This is a genomic window from Streptomyces sp. TRD_SC_5 (genome assembly GCF_056836825.1).
On sequence record NZ_JBWZZS010000001.1, the window covers coordinates 3,488,434 to 3,501,890 of the forward strand.

Below are 13,457 nucleotides of genomic sequence, written 5' to 3' on the forward strand. Positions count from 1 at the left end.
AGGCGCGCCCGGGTGCCAGTGACAGGCACCCGGGCGCCGCGTCGTACCGCCGTCGGCAAATCTTCGCAGCAGCATCACAAGGGGTGCGCACCACCTTCGGGGTGTGCCGTTAGCGTTACGGCCGCTCGATCCCGCGTGCGAACTTGAACAGGTCGCCGGCGTCCCTGGCAGCGCAGTCAGCACAGAAAGATCGCAGATGGACTACTGCTCCTCTTGCCGTCGGCATCTCAATGGAGCACTCGTGTGCCCAGGATGCGGTGCGTACGCTCCGGACATCGCTCCGCCCGCCCATCGGCCCGCGGCCCGGACAGCGGCGGAGATACCCGCCGCTGCGGAGGCCGGCAATCCTCACCCCGAAGTCGCGACGGCGGACGCCTCGGGGACGCAGGGCGAGGGTTCGTCCGGCGGTCCGGACGGCCCCGCCGCCACCGGGCAGGGCCGGGCGGCTCGGCGTCGGCAGCTTTCCCGTTGGAAGAAGCACCGGCGTCGGGCCGTGGCCGCGACAGCCGTTGCTCTTGTCGGTGGCGGCCTGACCCTTGCCGCGCTTCCGGCCACCAGGCCGTCCGCCAGCCACACACACGCCGCCCCGCCTCCGGAGCCGGTGACCGAGCAGGCCACGCCCGGGGCAGCGGCCGCCGGCTCGTCGTCGGAGCAGCCCGAGACCCGGGGTCCGCGGGACACCGGCACCCGCCCGCCCGCGACGACCGGTCGGCAGCACGACACCGCCGCCGCCACGCCTTCCGCCGCTACGACGGACCGGCAGCCGGAAGCGCCCTCCAAGGGCCGGCACGCCGCGCCCCGGAGCGCGGCGACGCCGTACGCCGCACCCGCGTCGGCGCAGCAGCCGGTGCAGCAGCCGGTACAAGAGTCGGTGCCCGAGCCCGCCCAGGGGCCGGGTGCCGGCCCCGTCGACGCCCCTGCCCCGGCCCCCGGGACGACCGCGCCCGCTTCCGACGAGCGGCCCGGCGTCGTGGGCACGGTGGTGGGCCTCTTGCCGACCACGCCGGCGGCCGAGCCGGCATCGCCGACGCAGGTGTGCCTGATCGGTTTGTGCCTCTGAACCGTTTTGCGCCTCCGAACCGTAGTGAGACAGCCGGATTTTCACCGCCACGGCAGGAAGGAGGCCGAGTCCCCGTGACCACTGGCTACGAAGCCCGGCTGCACCGAATCGGCCGGTGGTGGGCCGTCGACATCCCGCGAGTCGCCGTCCACACCCAGTGCCGCACCCTCGACGAGGCCGAGGACATGGCGCGCGACGCCATCGCCGAAGCACTCGGCGTCCGGTCCGAAACGATCACCGTGCAGTTGGTGGTCCCGGAATTCGCCTCACTGCTGCGGCGCGTCCTGGAGGCAAGAACCCACCGTGCCGCGGCCGGTGCCTCCGAAGCGCAGACAGTCGCCGATGCCGCCCGCACACTGGTCGAGGACCTGGGTGTGAGCGAGCGGGACGCCGGCCGCCTTCTCGGCCTGTCTCACCAGCAGATGTCCCGGCTCTCCCTGACCCGCCGGACCCTCCCCGGCTCCCGCCCATGGGATCGTGTCCCGCTGTCCGCTCCCGGCCCACCGAGCCCGGACGTACGGGACCTCGGCGATACGGCGGCGACGCCGCACCCGGAGCGCCCCGAACGGCACCCACAGACGTCACCCAGCCGCCCGGCCTGGGCAATCGCGGAAGACGACGACTGACGGCCCGCCTCCCCCTCGCGGCACCGGCCCGCGCAGGCGGCGACCGCTCCACGCGCCTACCGTGGTCCGGGAGAGCGCCATCGACCCGAACCACCCGACCCCCGGCGCTCCGGAGGAGGCCACGATGGACGAGCACTTCGTCTGGGTGACGACGCGTCGCGTCAAGCCGGGCACCCTGGAGGAGTTCGAGCGGGCATGGCGCCCGAGCGCGCACCCTGACGGCATGCGCCAGGCTTTCGCGTACTGGTCGGAGGACGGGCAGGAGGTCACCGGGGTTTCCTTCTGGGACTCCAGGGACGCGTGCGACTCCTGGCGGGGCTCCGGCGAGGAGCAGCGACGGCGTGAGGCCATGGCTCCGTACGTCGTCGAGGAGCGGGAGGGCTACTACCGAGGCGGCGAGCTCACGATCCCGGGCGACTCCTCCTGACCCCGGGCCCACCCGTCCGGTACGAATACGCGGCTGAAGCCGGTCACCGTCACCGGTGGCGCCTCGCTGCTCACCCCGCTGACCGGGAATACGGTGCCGAACGTGGGCGCACGCCTTGTCACGAATCTGAACCCGAACACAAACCCGAATCCGGTTGGTGGCCCGACACTCTCCGTCGTACCCGTATCCCTCACGCCCCGCAGCCCGTCGGCACACTCGCGAGCCCGATCCGCCGCGCCTCATGCGTGCAGTCGCAGACGCTGGCCGGGGTAAATGCGGTCGGGACCCTCGTCGAGCTTGTGCTTGTTCAGTTCGTACAGCGCGTGCGTGCCGCCTCGGACATCGGCGCGGTCCGCGATGACGGAGAGACAGTCACCCGGTTGTACGACATAGGTCTGCGAACCGATGGCTTCCTGGGAGCCGCGGACGGGCGTGGGAACAGCCGCCGGGGGCTGGGCCTTGTACTGGCGCTGGGCCTGCGGCTGACGCTGGGGCTGAGTGGTGGTCGCGCCGGACCCGCTGCTTTCCGCGCTGGAGCCGGTCCAGGTGTTGCTCGATCCCGCTCCGGTATCACTGCTCGTACTATGGTGACGCCCGCAGTGCGGCCAGGCTGACAGGCCGCGGTCCTGAGCGACCCGCGAGGCGACGGCGATCTGTTCGGACCGTGTCGCGAGGTCCGCACGCGGGGCGTAGCGGTGGCCGCCGTAGGCGCGCCAGGTGGTGGGGGCGAACTGCAGCCCGCCGTAGTAGCCGTTGCCCGTGTTGATGTGCCAGCGGCCGTTGCTTTCGCAAGCGGCGATGCTCTCCCAGTCGGTCTGCGCCTGCACCGAGTGCTGCACGCCCGACCACGGGGCTGCTGCCGGCTGCGGGGCGCCCGTCTTCGTCGCGGCGCTCGCCGTGCTCTGTCCCGCGAGGCCCAGGGCGCTCAGGAGGACCAGCAGCAGAGACAGGATCGTTTGGACGGACCGCTTGGCAAAGGGTGAAGGCGACATCCGGGTTCTCCTCCGCTGACTGACTCGGCAGCGCCGTGACGCGGTGTCGCCACGGCCGGTAAGTGAGCAACAGATAACCCGCCAGTACGCTTTTCGACGCGTACGACGACCGCGACGTGCCGCGCTTTCACCCGCTTGGAGGCCGGTCCCGAGGCCGCACCGTGGCGGGCCGGAGGATTCCGGGCAGGGATCGGACCATGCCCATGCTCGTCGGAACCTCGGGATGGCAGTACAAGGACTGGCGCGGCGGTCTCTATCCGTCCACACAGCCGCAGCGGCTCTGGCTGGAGGAGTACGTCCGGCACTTCGCCACGGTCGAGAACAACAATGCCTTCTACCGGCTCCCCACCACGGAGATCTTCGCCTCCTGGCGGGAGCGGACGCCGGAGGGGTTCGTCATGGCGGTCAAAGCCAGCCGCTACCTGACCCATCTGAAGCGGCTGCGGGACCCCGAGGAGCCGGTGGCCCGGCTGCTGGACCGTACCGGCGGCCTCGGTGACCGGATGGGGCCCGTCCTGCTGCAACTTCCGCCCAACTTCCGTGTGGACACAGGGGCGTTGGACACCTGCCTCAGTTGCTTCCCCGACACGGTCCGGGTGGCCGTCGAGCTGCGGCACACCTCGTGGTGGGAGGCCGAGCGGGAGCTCCGGGCGGTGCTGGAGCGGCACGGCAGCGCCCTGTGCTGGGCGGACCGGGGCTCCCGTCCGGTGACGCCGCTCTGGCGCACCGCGTCGTGGGGGTACGTACGGTTCCACGCCGGCAGCGCGGAGCCGCCGCCGCGTTACGGCCACCAGGCGCTGAAGTCCTGGGCCCGGCGCATCGCCGGTGCCTGGCCCGACGAGGACGACGTCTACGTGTACTTCAACAACGACGCGGGCGGGGCGGCCGTCGTGGACGCCGCGCGGTTCGCGCGGGAAGCGGTCGCACTGGGCCGGACGGTGAGCCGTACACCCGCGCCCTGAGCGCAGCGCTGTTTCCCCGAACGCGAAAGCCCCGGGCCGACGGCCCGGGGCTTGGGTGCTGTCGCTGCGGGGCTCAGACCCGGTCTGCGGCGATCAGCAGGTAGTGGAAGCTGCCTTCCTTGTACGCCGTCAGGAACGGGTCCTCGATGCCCGTGGCCACCGAGCACTTCTCGCGCAGCTCCCAGTACGGGATGGTCTGGGCGGTGAGGTCGACGACGTTGATCGGGACCAGGCTGTTGGCCGCCATCGCCTTGAAGTACGCGCTGCGGGGGTGGATGTTGCAGGTGTAGTGCTCGTCGATACGGCTGACAGCCTTGGACCTGCCGCCGGTGACGTCGTTGTAGCACCCGGTGATGCAGACGTACCGGCCTCCGTACTCCAGGAGGCGCGAGAACTCGCCGAAGAGCTCCGACAGGTCCACGTACATGGTCGTCTCGTTGGTCCAGATGCCCCGGCGCGAGCCCGATTCGAGGCCGGTGTCGAGCATGTTCCGGAAGTGGAACTTCACCCGCTCGGCCACGCCCCGCTCCTCGGCCTGCGAATTGGCGAAGCCGACCTGCTGCTCGGAGATGCTCACGCCGTCGACCTGACAGCCGAATCGCTGGTTGGCCATGAAGCTGGTGCCGCCCCGGCCGGAACCGGCGTCCAGCAGGCGGTCGCCGGGGCCGATGTCGCCCAGGTGGTCGAGGAGGACCTCCGCCTGCGCGGTCTCCAGGCGGTGCAGCTCCTCGATGATGCGCTGGTCCCGCGTGGCATCGGGGCCTTCCAGGACGGAGGGGTCGTAGTCGCCGAGGCCGTAGTGGTGGTGGTAGAGGCCGTCAACCTCGCCGAGGCGGATGTTTACGGGGTCCTTCTCGGCGTTCCAGTACTGCGCGACGGACTTCTGGTACTCGGTGCGCAGCACGCGGTCAGCGGCTGCCATTTCCGTCTGGGTGGTGGGCATGTGGGGGTCTCCTTGCGTACTGAGAAGGGGAAGAGTTGCAGTGGGGGGTGGGAAACGAGGTCAGGCGGCTGACGCGTAGCGGGCGCTGCCTGCGTGCCATTCACGGTTGCCGCCGACCCACGCCCACGTTCCGGCGAGGAAGCGGCGCAGCTCCGGGGAGCCGACGAGTGAAAGGGCGGCGGCCTCTGCCTCGAATGTGTGCATCAGTTCGTCGTGGATCTCGACGCTCAGATCGACCGCTTCCTGCAGCGAGCACTGCTCCTCGGCCGCGATCAGCATGGGCAGGCTGAAGTCCGTGGGGTCTTCCTTGCCCATCGAGTACAGGTCGTTCATGAGTACGGTCGCGTTCCCGGCCAGATTGAACACGCGGCGCACCCGGGGGTCGGAGAACTCGGCCATCGGAACCTCATAGCCCGCGATGGCGTCGACCAGCACCATGCACGGGACGAAGCTGTTCTCGTGCCGGTGCATCAGGTACTCCCAGACCTGGGGCCTCTGGCCGGTCGTGTGCCAGTTCGCCTCCTGGTTGTACGCGACGAACATGATGGCCAGCTCGTGGCGGAGCCGGCGCACCTGGGTCGTCGTCGCGTAGTTGGCGAGGTTGCCCAGGGCGGAGCGGAGGGCGACCATCACGGGGTCCTTCCGCACGACCTGCTCCAGCTGCGGCGCGTAGCGCAGCGGGAGCTGGGCCTGGTCGATCACCGAATGGGCGATCGCCAGCCGCTGGCCGAGCAGTTCGTGGTGGGCTTCCTCCGCTTCGCCGTCGACGTAGTGGTCGTCGACGGCCCACTCGGACAGCCCGCACTTGGCCGCCGCCAGCAGCCGGTCGGGGTCGTCCGTCTCGGGGTGCCCGAGCATCATGAGCCGGCCGAAGTTGGCCGAGCGGACCTTGTCGAGCTGGCCGGGGTAGATCCCGACCTCCTCGGCCCACGCCACCAGCCGCTCGTTGACCACGTCGCCGAGGGCGGGATCGTCACGGAAGGCGGGCGGGCAGTAGAGCGCGGGCCGCGCGGGAGCCGCCGTACGCCCTGGACCTGGCTCCGGTGGCTCCGGTGGCTCCGCCGCGTGCGGCGAGGGGGCGGGGGCGGCGGGCGTGGGGAAGCGCACCGCCGACGTGCCCAGGCCCGTGGGACCGGCGAGCAGACGCCGTACAGCCGATGCCGATGCCGCCGACACGGACGCCGACGCGGACGCCGATCCCGGCCCCGACGCCGGAGCGGGGCCGCGTGACGGACTCAGCCCCATCGGGCTGAGCATGGGAGTGGTGGAAAGCTTCGGCGGCGCGAGGGCGTCCCTCCTCCCGGGGCGTCTCGGATCCGACAACAGGGACGCCACCAGCCCTGCCAGTTCGTGGCCGGCCGAGGGTGCGGCGGTCCGGGAGATCAACGACACCGCCGTCAGCCCCCGTTCGTACGGGAGACCTCGACGTTTTCGAGGATGCCCAGCGCGTCCGGTACGAGCACCGCGGCGGAGTAGTAGGTGCTGACCAGGTACGAGATGATCGCCTTGTCGTCGATGCCCATGAACCGCACGTTCAGCCCCGGCTCGTACTCGTCCGGGATCCCGGTCTGGGTCAGGCCGATCACACCCTGGTCGCTCTCCCCCGTACGCATGGCGATGATCGAGGAGCAGTTCGAGCTGGTGACCGGGATCTTGCCGCACGGCAGCAGCGGCACACCCCGCCAGGCGGGCAGGTGGTGGCCGTTCACCTCCACCGGGGTGAAGTAGATGCCGCGCTTGTTGCACTCCCGGCCGAAGGCGGCGATCGCGCGCGGGTGGGCGAACATGTACTTGGTGCCGCGCCGCATGCTCAGCAGCTCGTCCAGGTCGTCGGGGGTGGGCGGGCCCGAGTGGGTCGAGATCCGCTGGTCGTAGTCTGCGTTGTTCAGCAGCCCGAACTCCTTGTTGTTGACGAGTTCGTACTCCTGGCGCTCGCGCAGCGCCTCGATGGTCAGCCGCAGCTGCTGCTCGGTCTGGTTCATCGGCTCGTTGTAGAGGTCGGCGACCCGGCTGTGGACGCGCAGCACGGTCTGCGCCACGCTCAGCTCGTACTCGCGCGGCTTCAGTTCGTAGTCCGCGAAGGCGCCCGGCAGCAGCGCCTCGCCGATGTGCCCGGACCCCATCGCGATGTCGGCCTCACCGTGCCGGTTCATCGGCTGGTGCCCGTTGGAGCTGACCTCCTGCACGTGCATCTTCAGCTTCTCGTACCGGTCGGCCACCCCCTTGTACGCCGTGAGCGGCAGCGCCAGCACCGTGGTGGTGGTCGTCGCGCGGACCGTGAACTCCCACTTGAGGGCCTTCCCGGACAGCACCTTGCCGCCGAAGGTGTCCCCGTCGGCCAGCCGGCCCAGAACCGACTCGTTGCCGTACGGCCCCTCACCGATCTTCTCCACCTTGCCGTGCGCGATCAGGTAGACGTGATCAGCCTTGCGGCCCTCCTGCACGATGACCTGGCCGGGCTCGTACTCCTTCTGTACGAACTTCTCCGCCAGCGCTCCCAGGGCGTCACCGTCCCTGAAGCCCTGAAGCAGCGGCAGCTCGCCCAGTTCGGCCGGGATCACCTGGACCTTCGAACCGGTCTTGATGAAGGTGACCCGCCCGTCACCGACCGAGTACGAGAGCCGGCGGTTGACCCGGTAGGTGGCGCCCGCGACATTCACCCATGGCAGCATCCGGGACAGCCAGCGCGAGCTGATCCCCTGCATCTGGGGCTCGGACTTGGTCGTCGTCGCGAGATTCCTCGCGGCCGCCGTACTCAGGCTCTGCTGCTTCTGCTCCTCTTCCACCGTGTTCGCCACCATGGGCGCGCTCGTCTCGACCGACATCGACTGCCTCTCCTCCTGGGCTCCGCCCGGCAGAACAGCCAGGCGTGATTACTCTCGGTAGGAGAATGGCGGAGTAACGTTACTTTCCGTGACAGACGCGCGGGTGATCAGAAGCTCGTCGTCAGCGCCGCGCGCCCCCTTTCACGCCCCGCGCGCCCCCTCCGATCCGCACCGGCCCACTCCCGCCCGGTCGCGGCGTGACAATGGAAGTGAGGACATGCCTTCCATTCCGGAGAGGCGGGACATTCCGGTGCCGTACATAACCGTGACTGCCTTGAGCCATACCGGGCTGATTCGCGATCACAACGAGGACAGCCTCGTCGTCGGGCCGTGGACCCTGTGCGACACGGTGACCGAGAATCCCCAGACGCTGGTGTTTCCCCTCGGCACACCGCTTGTCGTCGCCGTCGCCGACGGGCTGGGCGGGCAGCCGGCCGGGGAGGTGGCCAGTTCACTGGTCGTCCGCCAACTTGCCTCGCTCGGACCTTCATTGGACGGCGAAGAGCCTGTACGTGATGCTCTGAGCATCTGCAACCAAGCGGTCTACTCAGCCGCTGACGGCGACCCGGAACTGGTCACCATGGGGACCACGGTCGCGGGCGCCGTTGTCCTGGCGGACTCACTGCTGTCGTTCAACGTCGGCGACAGCAAGGTGTTCGCCGCGGGCCGTGACGGGCTCCGGCAGGTGAGCGTGGACGACAGCCCGCTGCCGGCGCCGGGACGTCGAACCACGTCAGCCGTCACACAGACGCTCGGCGGCAGCCCCGTGTTCAGCGCCGTCACGCCCCATGTGACGGCCCACGCGCTCTCCACCGGAGATCGCTACCTGGTGTGTACCGACGGGCTGACCGACCCGTGCCCGGACGAAGCGATCGACAGCGTGCTGCGCGAGCACGACGGCGGAAGGGCCGCCTTCGAGTTGTGGAAGGCGGCCATCGAGGCCGGCGGCCCCGACAACATCACGCTCGCGATGGTCCGCATCGGCGAATAGCGGCTCCGGGCCGTCAGGCACGTCAGGCCGTCACGACGTCAGCCCCTTCGCCTCCACCACGGCGGCCTTCGTCCGGGCGACGCTGTAGAGGACGTCCCCCGCCTTGTGCTCCTGCTTCGGGCCCTTCTTCCCGTCGGGCATTTTCAGGGTGTACGCGTAGTCCTCGGTGACCACGTCGCGCTTGCCCAGGTAGCCGTACTCGCGCGGGTCGATCAGGATCTCGCGGCGCCAGTGCAGCCCCTCGTCCTCCTGCCTGGTGATCGCGACGGCCTCGCGGCCCGCCGCGTCCCGCACCAGATGGTCCGTCACCTCCACGCCGGGCACCGTGGCCAGCGCGCGGTAGAGCCGGGCGAGGGACTCGGGCGTCAGCGGGTACGACTCGATCAGCAGACCCACCGCACGGAAACTGTGCCGGGCCTCGTCCTCGGGCGGCCCGTTCTTTCCGTTGCCCGTCGGGTAGAACTCACGCACCTTCTCCAGCAGGCGCTCAGGGTCGTCGGGCAGGGCGGCGGCGGCCCGGTAGATCTGACGGGCCGAGTACTCGTCGTCCTCCTTCCCGTTCTCGGCCGCCGGATTGTTGTACGGCAGCCAGGTGTCGGGGTCGTACGAGACGTCGAACCCGACGGAGCCGCCGCCCCCCACCGGGTCGGCCTGTTTGCCGTACACCGTCCTCGTGTAGATCCACTGGTCGGCGCGGGGCTCAGGGCCGGCCTGCTGCCGCTCCACGGCGTCGGCGGCCCGGTTCAGCACCTCGGCCGGGCTGCCGAGGTTCAGTACGTCCGACGCCGCCGGCCCGCTGGGGGCGGGAGCCGACGCGCCGCCGAGCTGGGTGCCCAGCAGAGCCGCCGCGGTGATCGCCGCGGCGGCGCCGACGGAGGCGATGCGCCAGTCGGCGCGCAGGCGGCGCAGGCGGCGGCCCCGCCGTCCCCCCGCGCACACTTCGGTGAGCCGCTGCCTGCCGGGAGCGAGCGCGGCGCGGTCGGGAAGGGGGGCGTCGGCGCGCATGGCGCGCAGCTCGGTCATTTCGTCCATGACGGGTTCAGCTCCATGACGTCGGGGGCGAACGCGGGGTCGGCACTGAGCGCCTCACGCACCTTGCGGCGGGCACGGTTGAGCCGGGAACGCACCGTGCCCAGCGGTATGTGGAGGGCTTCGGCGACCTCCTGGTAGCCGAGATCGGCCCAGGCGACGAGCAGCAGGACGTGCCGGTCGCCGGAGGAGAGCCCGGCGAGCGCACCGGCCAGCGGCGCCTGGGCCGCGACCCGTTCGTCGGAGCGCTCGCTCCAGGACGCGGCGACCGGGTCCACGCCGGTACGGGCCAGGGCACGCAGCGCCCGTTCCTCGCCGCGCCGCTGCTTGCCGATGAGGTTGGCGGCGATGCCGTAGAGCCAGGGCCGGGCGTTGGCGCGGGCCGTGTCGTACCGGCGGCGGCTGCGGAACGCGATGAGGAACGTCTCCGCCGTGATGTCGTCCGCCGCGCCCTCCCCGAGGCGGCGGGCGGCGTAACGACGGATGTCGGGCGCGTAGCGGTCGTACAGGCCGGCGAAGATCTCCGGCTGCTCCAGCGACTGGGCGACGACTTCGGCGTCGTCGGGGGTGGCCGGGGGTCCGGTCACTTCGGCTCCTAGGGGGACGGCGGTGAGCGTGTCACCCCTTGTTCCCCGGTGGGCCCGCGAAGGTTCACGGCAGTACGGAGACGGTCCAGGAGGACGGCCTACGACGAGGCCGAGCCCTCCCGCGCGCTGCGGCGACGCCGGCGATGGCGGAGCGCGAGAGTGGCGGTCAGCAGTACGGCGAACACGGCGGCGACCACCAGTGTCCCGGCCGCGTCAAGGCCCTCGGCGATGTTCCGCTGTACGGCGCCGGCCCCGTCCACCACCGGATCGGTGACCTGGTCGCCGCGCAGCACCCGGATCTCGTACCAGCCGTAGTACGCGACGTACGCCCCGGCGAGCAGCAGCAGCCCGCCCCCGATCCGGGGCGCGACCGCCCCGAAGCGGCGCAGGCGCGAGACGGCGGTGGAGCGGGTGAGCGCGATGGTCAGGGAGGCCGCGCCGACGATCAGCCCCATGCCCGCGGTGTACGCCGCGAACAACGCGACGCCGTTCACCGTCGAGCCGCTGCGGAACGCGGACACGACGATGGCGAGGAACGGGGCGATGGTGCAGCCGAGGGAGGCGGTCGCGTACGCCATGCCGAACAGCGCCATGGACGGTACGGCCCGGGTCACCTTCGGGGCGCGCCGCACCTTCGGTGCGAGCGCCGGCAGTTGACGCCCCGCCAGCAGCCACGCGCCGGCCCCGGCGAGGACCACCCCGAAGACGACGGTGAACCAGGGCAGATGCTGCTGCACCTGCCCCGCGACGGGCAGTACGGCCAGTCCGAAGACGCCGAAGAGCGCGCCGAAGCCGGCCGTGACGGCGGCGGTGGCGGTCAGGGCGCGGCCGACCGCGACGGCCCGGGTGGGCGAGTCGCCGCCGAGGACCAGGATCGAGAGGTAGGCGGGGAGGAGCGCGAACCCGCACGGGTTGACGGCGGCGAGCATCCCTGCGGTCAGGGCGAGGGCGAGAGGCAGATCGGTGGGCATCGCGGGTCAGCCGGTGAGCTTCGCGACCTTGTCGGCGAGCCCCTTGCCGCCGGGGAGCACGCCGCTGAAGGCGGTCTTGCCGTCCTTGTCGAGGACGACGTACACGCTCTGCTCGGTGATCTCGAACCGCTTCCAGATGTCGCCGTTCTCGTCCGAGAGGTGCGGGAAGGACCCGGTGTCCGTGGACGACACGAAATCACGCATGGCGGGGTTCTTGTCGAGCCCGGCCACGCCGACCACGTTGGCCTTGCCGGCGTAGTCGGCGGCGACCTTCGCGGTCTCGCCCGCCTGGGCACGGCACTTGGGGCACCAGGGCGCCCAGAACCACAGCACGGCGGGCTTTCCGGCGAGGGTGGCGGCGTCGAAGGACTTGCCGTCGACGGTGGTGCCGGTGAAGCGCAGTGCTTCGGGCACGTCCGCGGAGCCGGTGGAATCCGCGTCGCCAGATCCCGTCGTCGAACCGGCCGCGGGCGCGGTGGTCCCGGCCGTGCCCGTGGCGGAGCTTTCGGCGGCGTCACCGGGGGACGGGGAACCGCCGTCGGAAGCGCAGCCGGTCACGGTGAGAAGAGCGGCGGCCACGAGGGCCGGAAGGAACGAGCGGGCACGCATGTCTGCTCCAGGTGTTCGGGATTCGAATCCGAATGTAGATCCACCGGACCGGCAGAACGGCGGGCCAGGTGCTTACGGTTCGATGACGGCACCGGACGACGGCCCGACCCGAGCCCTACGTAACTTCCGCCCTCACCGGAAGGGGCGACAACAGGGTGAAGTAGGTTCAGCAGCCTTGAGATTGTCAGAGTGAATCGGGGTTGGTGCGCAAGTGCTGGTGGCGGACAGATACCGGCTGGACACACCCATCGGGCGGGGCGGGATGGGCGAGGTCTGGCGGGCCACGGACGAGGTGCTGGGCCGGCCAGTCGCCGTCAAGCTGCTGCTCGGCAACGGGGCCGACGCGTCGGCCGCGGCCCGGTTCCGCCTGGAGGCCCAGACCGCCGCCCGGCTGAGTCACCCTCACCTGGTGGCGGTGTTCGACTTCGGGGCGTGGGAGGACCGCTTCTACCTCGTCATGGAACTCGTCGAGGGAACGAGCCTGGCTCAGACCCTGGTCTCCGAGGGCGCGTTGCGGGCCGAGCGGGTCGCCGGCATCGCCGCCCAGGCAGCGGCGGGACTGGCCGCCGCCCACCGGCAGGGAGTCGTGCACCGGGACATCAAACCCGGCAACCTGATGACGAGTCACGACGGTACGGTCAAGATCGCGGACTTCGGCATAGCCCAGTTCGTCGACGACCCCGCCACGGCGCTCACCACCGCCGGCCAGATCGTGGGCACCAGCCTCTACCTGGCTCCGGAGCGCGCACTGGGCAGACCCGCCGGCCCGGCCTCCGACATGTACTCCCTGGGCTGCGTCCTCTACCAGCTCCTCGCGGGCCGCCCGCCGTTCCAGGCCGACACCGCGACCGGCACGCTGTACCAGCACGTCGACGCCGCGCCCGTACCGCCGCGGAACCTCGGCGTCGACGTGCCCGGCCCCTTCGAGGCGTACCTGCTGGGGCTGCTCGCCAAGCAGCCCGAGGACCGGCCGACCGCCCAGCAGGCCGCCGACTGGTTCCGCCAGGACTCCTGGCGCGGCCACCCCGAGCCCCTCCCCCCGCCGCTCCCGGGGAACAATCCCGCGCCGTTGTCCACGACGACGTACTCGCTGCCGCCCACAGGCACCGCGCGCCCGGCGTCCCGGCGCCGCGCGGCGCCGCCCATGCAGCGGCCGAGCACCCGGAAGTTCGTACGCCGCCGCCCCCGCGTCGCGAGCGCGATCGCCGGTGCCATCGCCTTCCTGGCGGCGGTACTCATCGGTATGGCATGGCTGTCCCCGGAGCCCAGCTCCGCCGACACCCCGGAGCCCGGCCCCACGGCCACCACCGGGTCACCCTAGCGCTTTCACTACGGACTGTTACCCGAAACCCCTTCCCAAAATACGGAGAGTGACTTTCGCATGAGACCGCGAGTTCGGGGCAGGAGCGGTTCTTGACGGTCCGAATACTGGGAG

The 13,457-nt window shown here is 70.9% G+C and carries 14 protein-coding genes; 6 read left to right on the top strand and 8 right to left on the bottom strand.

The features are described 5' to 3' along the window. Nucleotides 1–196: 196 nt before the first annotated feature. The 3 genes from AC1P0E_RS16185 (at nucleotide 197) to AC1P0E_RS16195 (ending at nucleotide 2,113) form a co-directional block, all read left to right on the top strand. Nucleotides 197–1,060: an SCO2400 family protein gene (locus AC1P0E_RS16185; RefSeq protein ID WP_482742867.1), complete on the top strand. Its 864-nt coding sequence runs from the start codon at nucleotides 197–199 to the stop codon at nucleotides 1,058–1,060. Between the two features lie 74 nt (nucleotides 1,061–1,134). Next, the gene (locus tag AC1P0E_RS16190; protein WP_482742868.1) at nucleotides 1,135–1,686 is read left to right on the top strand and encodes a type II toxin-antitoxin system HicB family antitoxin; all 552 of its coding nucleotides are present in this window, start codon (nucleotides 1,135–1,137) and stop codon (nucleotides 1,684–1,686) included. Between the two features lie 124 nt (nucleotides 1,687–1,810). After that, a complete protein-coding gene (locus tag AC1P0E_RS16195) occupies nucleotides 1,811–2,113 on the top strand; it encodes an antibiotic biosynthesis monooxygenase (protein WP_482742869.1) in 303 nt (100 codons plus the stop codon). A gap of 239 nt (nucleotides 2,114–2,352) precedes the next feature. On the opposite strand, the gene AC1P0E_RS16200 is transcribed toward AC1P0E_RS16195, so the two are convergent. Further along, entirely contained in the window at nucleotides 2,353–3,105 is a 753-nt protein-coding gene (locus AC1P0E_RS16200) for a transglycosylase family protein (protein WP_482742870.1), read from the bottom strand. Between the two features lie 197 nt (nucleotides 3,106–3,302). On the opposite strand from AC1P0E_RS16200, the gene AC1P0E_RS16205 reads away from it, so the two are divergent. After that, nucleotides 3,303–4,067 carry a DUF72 domain-containing protein gene (locus tag AC1P0E_RS16205; protein WP_482742871.1) on the top strand — a complete coding sequence of 255 codons (765 nt, stop codon included), beginning with the start codon at nucleotides 3,303–3,305 and terminating at the stop codon, nucleotides 4,065–4,067. Nucleotides 4,068–4,140: 73 nt separating this feature from the next. On the opposite strand, the gene AC1P0E_RS16210 is transcribed toward AC1P0E_RS16205, so the two are convergent. The 3 genes from AC1P0E_RS16210 to AC1P0E_RS16220 all read right to left on the bottom strand — a co-directional run bounded on the left by AC1P0E_RS16210 (nucleotide 4,141) and on the right by AC1P0E_RS16220 (nucleotide 7,835). Next, nucleotides 4,141–5,010: a geranyl diphosphate 2-C-methyltransferase gene (locus tag AC1P0E_RS16210; RefSeq protein ID WP_482742872.1), complete on the bottom strand. Its 870-nt coding sequence runs from the start codon at nucleotides 5,008–5,010 to the stop codon at nucleotides 4,141–4,143. Between the two features lie 60 nt (nucleotides 5,011–5,070). After that, a complete protein-coding gene (locus tag AC1P0E_RS16215) occupies nucleotides 5,071–6,255 on the bottom strand; it encodes a family 2 encapsulin nanocompartment cargo protein terpene cyclase (protein WP_482742873.1) in 1,185 nt (394 codons plus the stop codon). A gap of 152 nt (nucleotides 6,256–6,407) precedes the next feature. Then, nucleotides 6,408–7,835: a family 2B encapsulin nanocompartment shell protein gene (locus AC1P0E_RS16220; RefSeq protein ID WP_482742874.1), complete on the bottom strand. Its 1,428-nt coding sequence runs from the start codon at nucleotides 7,833–7,835 to the stop codon at nucleotides 6,408–6,410. 250 nt (nucleotides 7,836–8,085) lie between these two features. Between AC1P0E_RS16220 and AC1P0E_RS16225 the strand changes: the two genes are divergently transcribed. Further along, the gene (locus AC1P0E_RS16225; RefSeq protein ID WP_482745776.1) at nucleotides 8,086–8,826 is read left to right on the top strand and encodes a PP2C family protein-serine/threonine phosphatase; all 741 of its coding nucleotides are present in this window, start codon (nucleotides 8,086–8,088) and stop codon (nucleotides 8,824–8,826) included. Nucleotides 8,827–8,856: 30 nt separating this feature from the next. On the opposite strand, the gene AC1P0E_RS16230 is transcribed toward AC1P0E_RS16225, so the two are convergent. The 4 genes from AC1P0E_RS16230 to AC1P0E_RS16245 all read right to left on the bottom strand — a co-directional run bounded on the left by AC1P0E_RS16230 (nucleotide 8,857) and on the right by AC1P0E_RS16245 (nucleotide 12,022). Further along, complete coding sequence (locus AC1P0E_RS16230) at nucleotides 8,857–9,858, bottom strand: CU044_5270 family protein (protein WP_482742875.1); 1,002 nt, start codon at nucleotides 9,856–9,858, stop codon at nucleotides 8,857–8,859. Then, the gene (locus AC1P0E_RS16235; protein ID WP_482742876.1) at nucleotides 9,846–10,442 is read right to left on the bottom strand and encodes an RNA polymerase sigma factor; all 597 of its coding nucleotides are present in this window, start codon (nucleotides 10,440–10,442) and stop codon (nucleotides 9,846–9,848) included. Before AC1P0E_RS16235 ends, AC1P0E_RS16230 begins: the two co-directional genes overlap by 13 nt. A gap of 98 nt (nucleotides 10,443–10,540) precedes the next feature. Then, nucleotides 10,541–11,413, bottom strand: coding sequence for a cytochrome c biogenesis CcdA family protein (locus tag AC1P0E_RS16240; RefSeq protein ID WP_482742877.1), 873 nt, complete (start codon nucleotides 11,411–11,413; stop codon nucleotides 10,541–10,543). A 6-nt stretch (nucleotides 11,414–11,419) separates the two neighbouring features. Continuing rightward, nucleotides 11,420–12,022, bottom strand: a complete 603-nt coding sequence (locus tag AC1P0E_RS16245) for a redoxin family protein (RefSeq protein ID WP_482742878.1) — start codon at nucleotides 12,020–12,022, stop codon at nucleotides 11,420–11,422. A 211-nt stretch (nucleotides 12,023–12,233) separates the two neighbouring features. On the opposite strand from AC1P0E_RS16245, the gene AC1P0E_RS16250 reads away from it, so the two are divergent. Next, nucleotides 12,234–13,343 carry a serine/threonine-protein kinase gene (locus AC1P0E_RS16250; RefSeq protein ID WP_482742879.1) on the top strand — a complete coding sequence of 370 codons (1,110 nt, stop codon included), beginning with the start codon at nucleotides 12,234–12,236 and terminating at the stop codon, nucleotides 13,341–13,343. Nucleotides 13,344–13,457: the final 114 nt, after the last annotated feature.

What these genes read in the sequence shown, in the direction of transcription:
- AC1P0E_RS16210 (WP_482742872.1), bottom strand. Translation starts at nt 5,010, where the DNA reads ATGCCCACCACCCAGACGGAAATGGCAGCCGCTGACCGCGTGCTGCGC.
- AC1P0E_RS16200 (WP_482742870.1), bottom strand. Translation starts at nt 3,105, where the DNA reads ATGTCGCCTTCACCCTTTGCCAAGCGGTCCGTCCAAACGATCCTGTCT.
- AC1P0E_RS16220 (WP_482742874.1), bottom strand. Translation starts at nt 7,835, where the DNA reads ATGTCGGTCGAGACGAGCGCGCCCATGGTGGCGAACACGGTGGAAGAG.
- AC1P0E_RS16205 (WP_482742871.1), top strand. Translation starts at nt 3,303, where the DNA reads ATGCCCATGCTCGTCGGAACCTCGGGATGGCAGTACAAGGACTGGCGC.
- AC1P0E_RS16240 (WP_482742877.1), bottom strand. Translation starts at nt 11,413, where the DNA reads ATGCCCACCGATCTGCCTCTCGCCCTCGCCCTGACCGCAGGGATGCTC.
- AC1P0E_RS16245 (WP_482742878.1), bottom strand. Translation starts at nt 12,022, where the DNA reads ATGCGTGCCCGCTCGTTCCTTCCGGCCCTCGTGGCCGCCGCTCTTCTC.
- AC1P0E_RS16215 (WP_482742873.1), bottom strand. Translation starts at nt 6,255, where the DNA reads ATGGGGCTGAGTCCGTCACGCGGCCCCGCTCCGGCGTCGGGGCCGGGA.
- AC1P0E_RS16195 (WP_482742869.1), top strand. Translation starts at nt 1,811, where the DNA reads ATGGACGAGCACTTCGTCTGGGTGACGACGCGTCGCGTCAAGCCGGGC.
- AC1P0E_RS16185 (WP_482742867.1), top strand. Translation starts at nt 197, where the DNA reads ATGGACTACTGCTCCTCTTGCCGTCGGCATCTCAATGGAGCACTCGTG.
- AC1P0E_RS16230 (WP_482742875.1), bottom strand. Translation starts at nt 9,858, where the DNA reads ATGGACGAAATGACCGAGCTGCGCGCCATGCGCGCCGACGCCCCCCTT.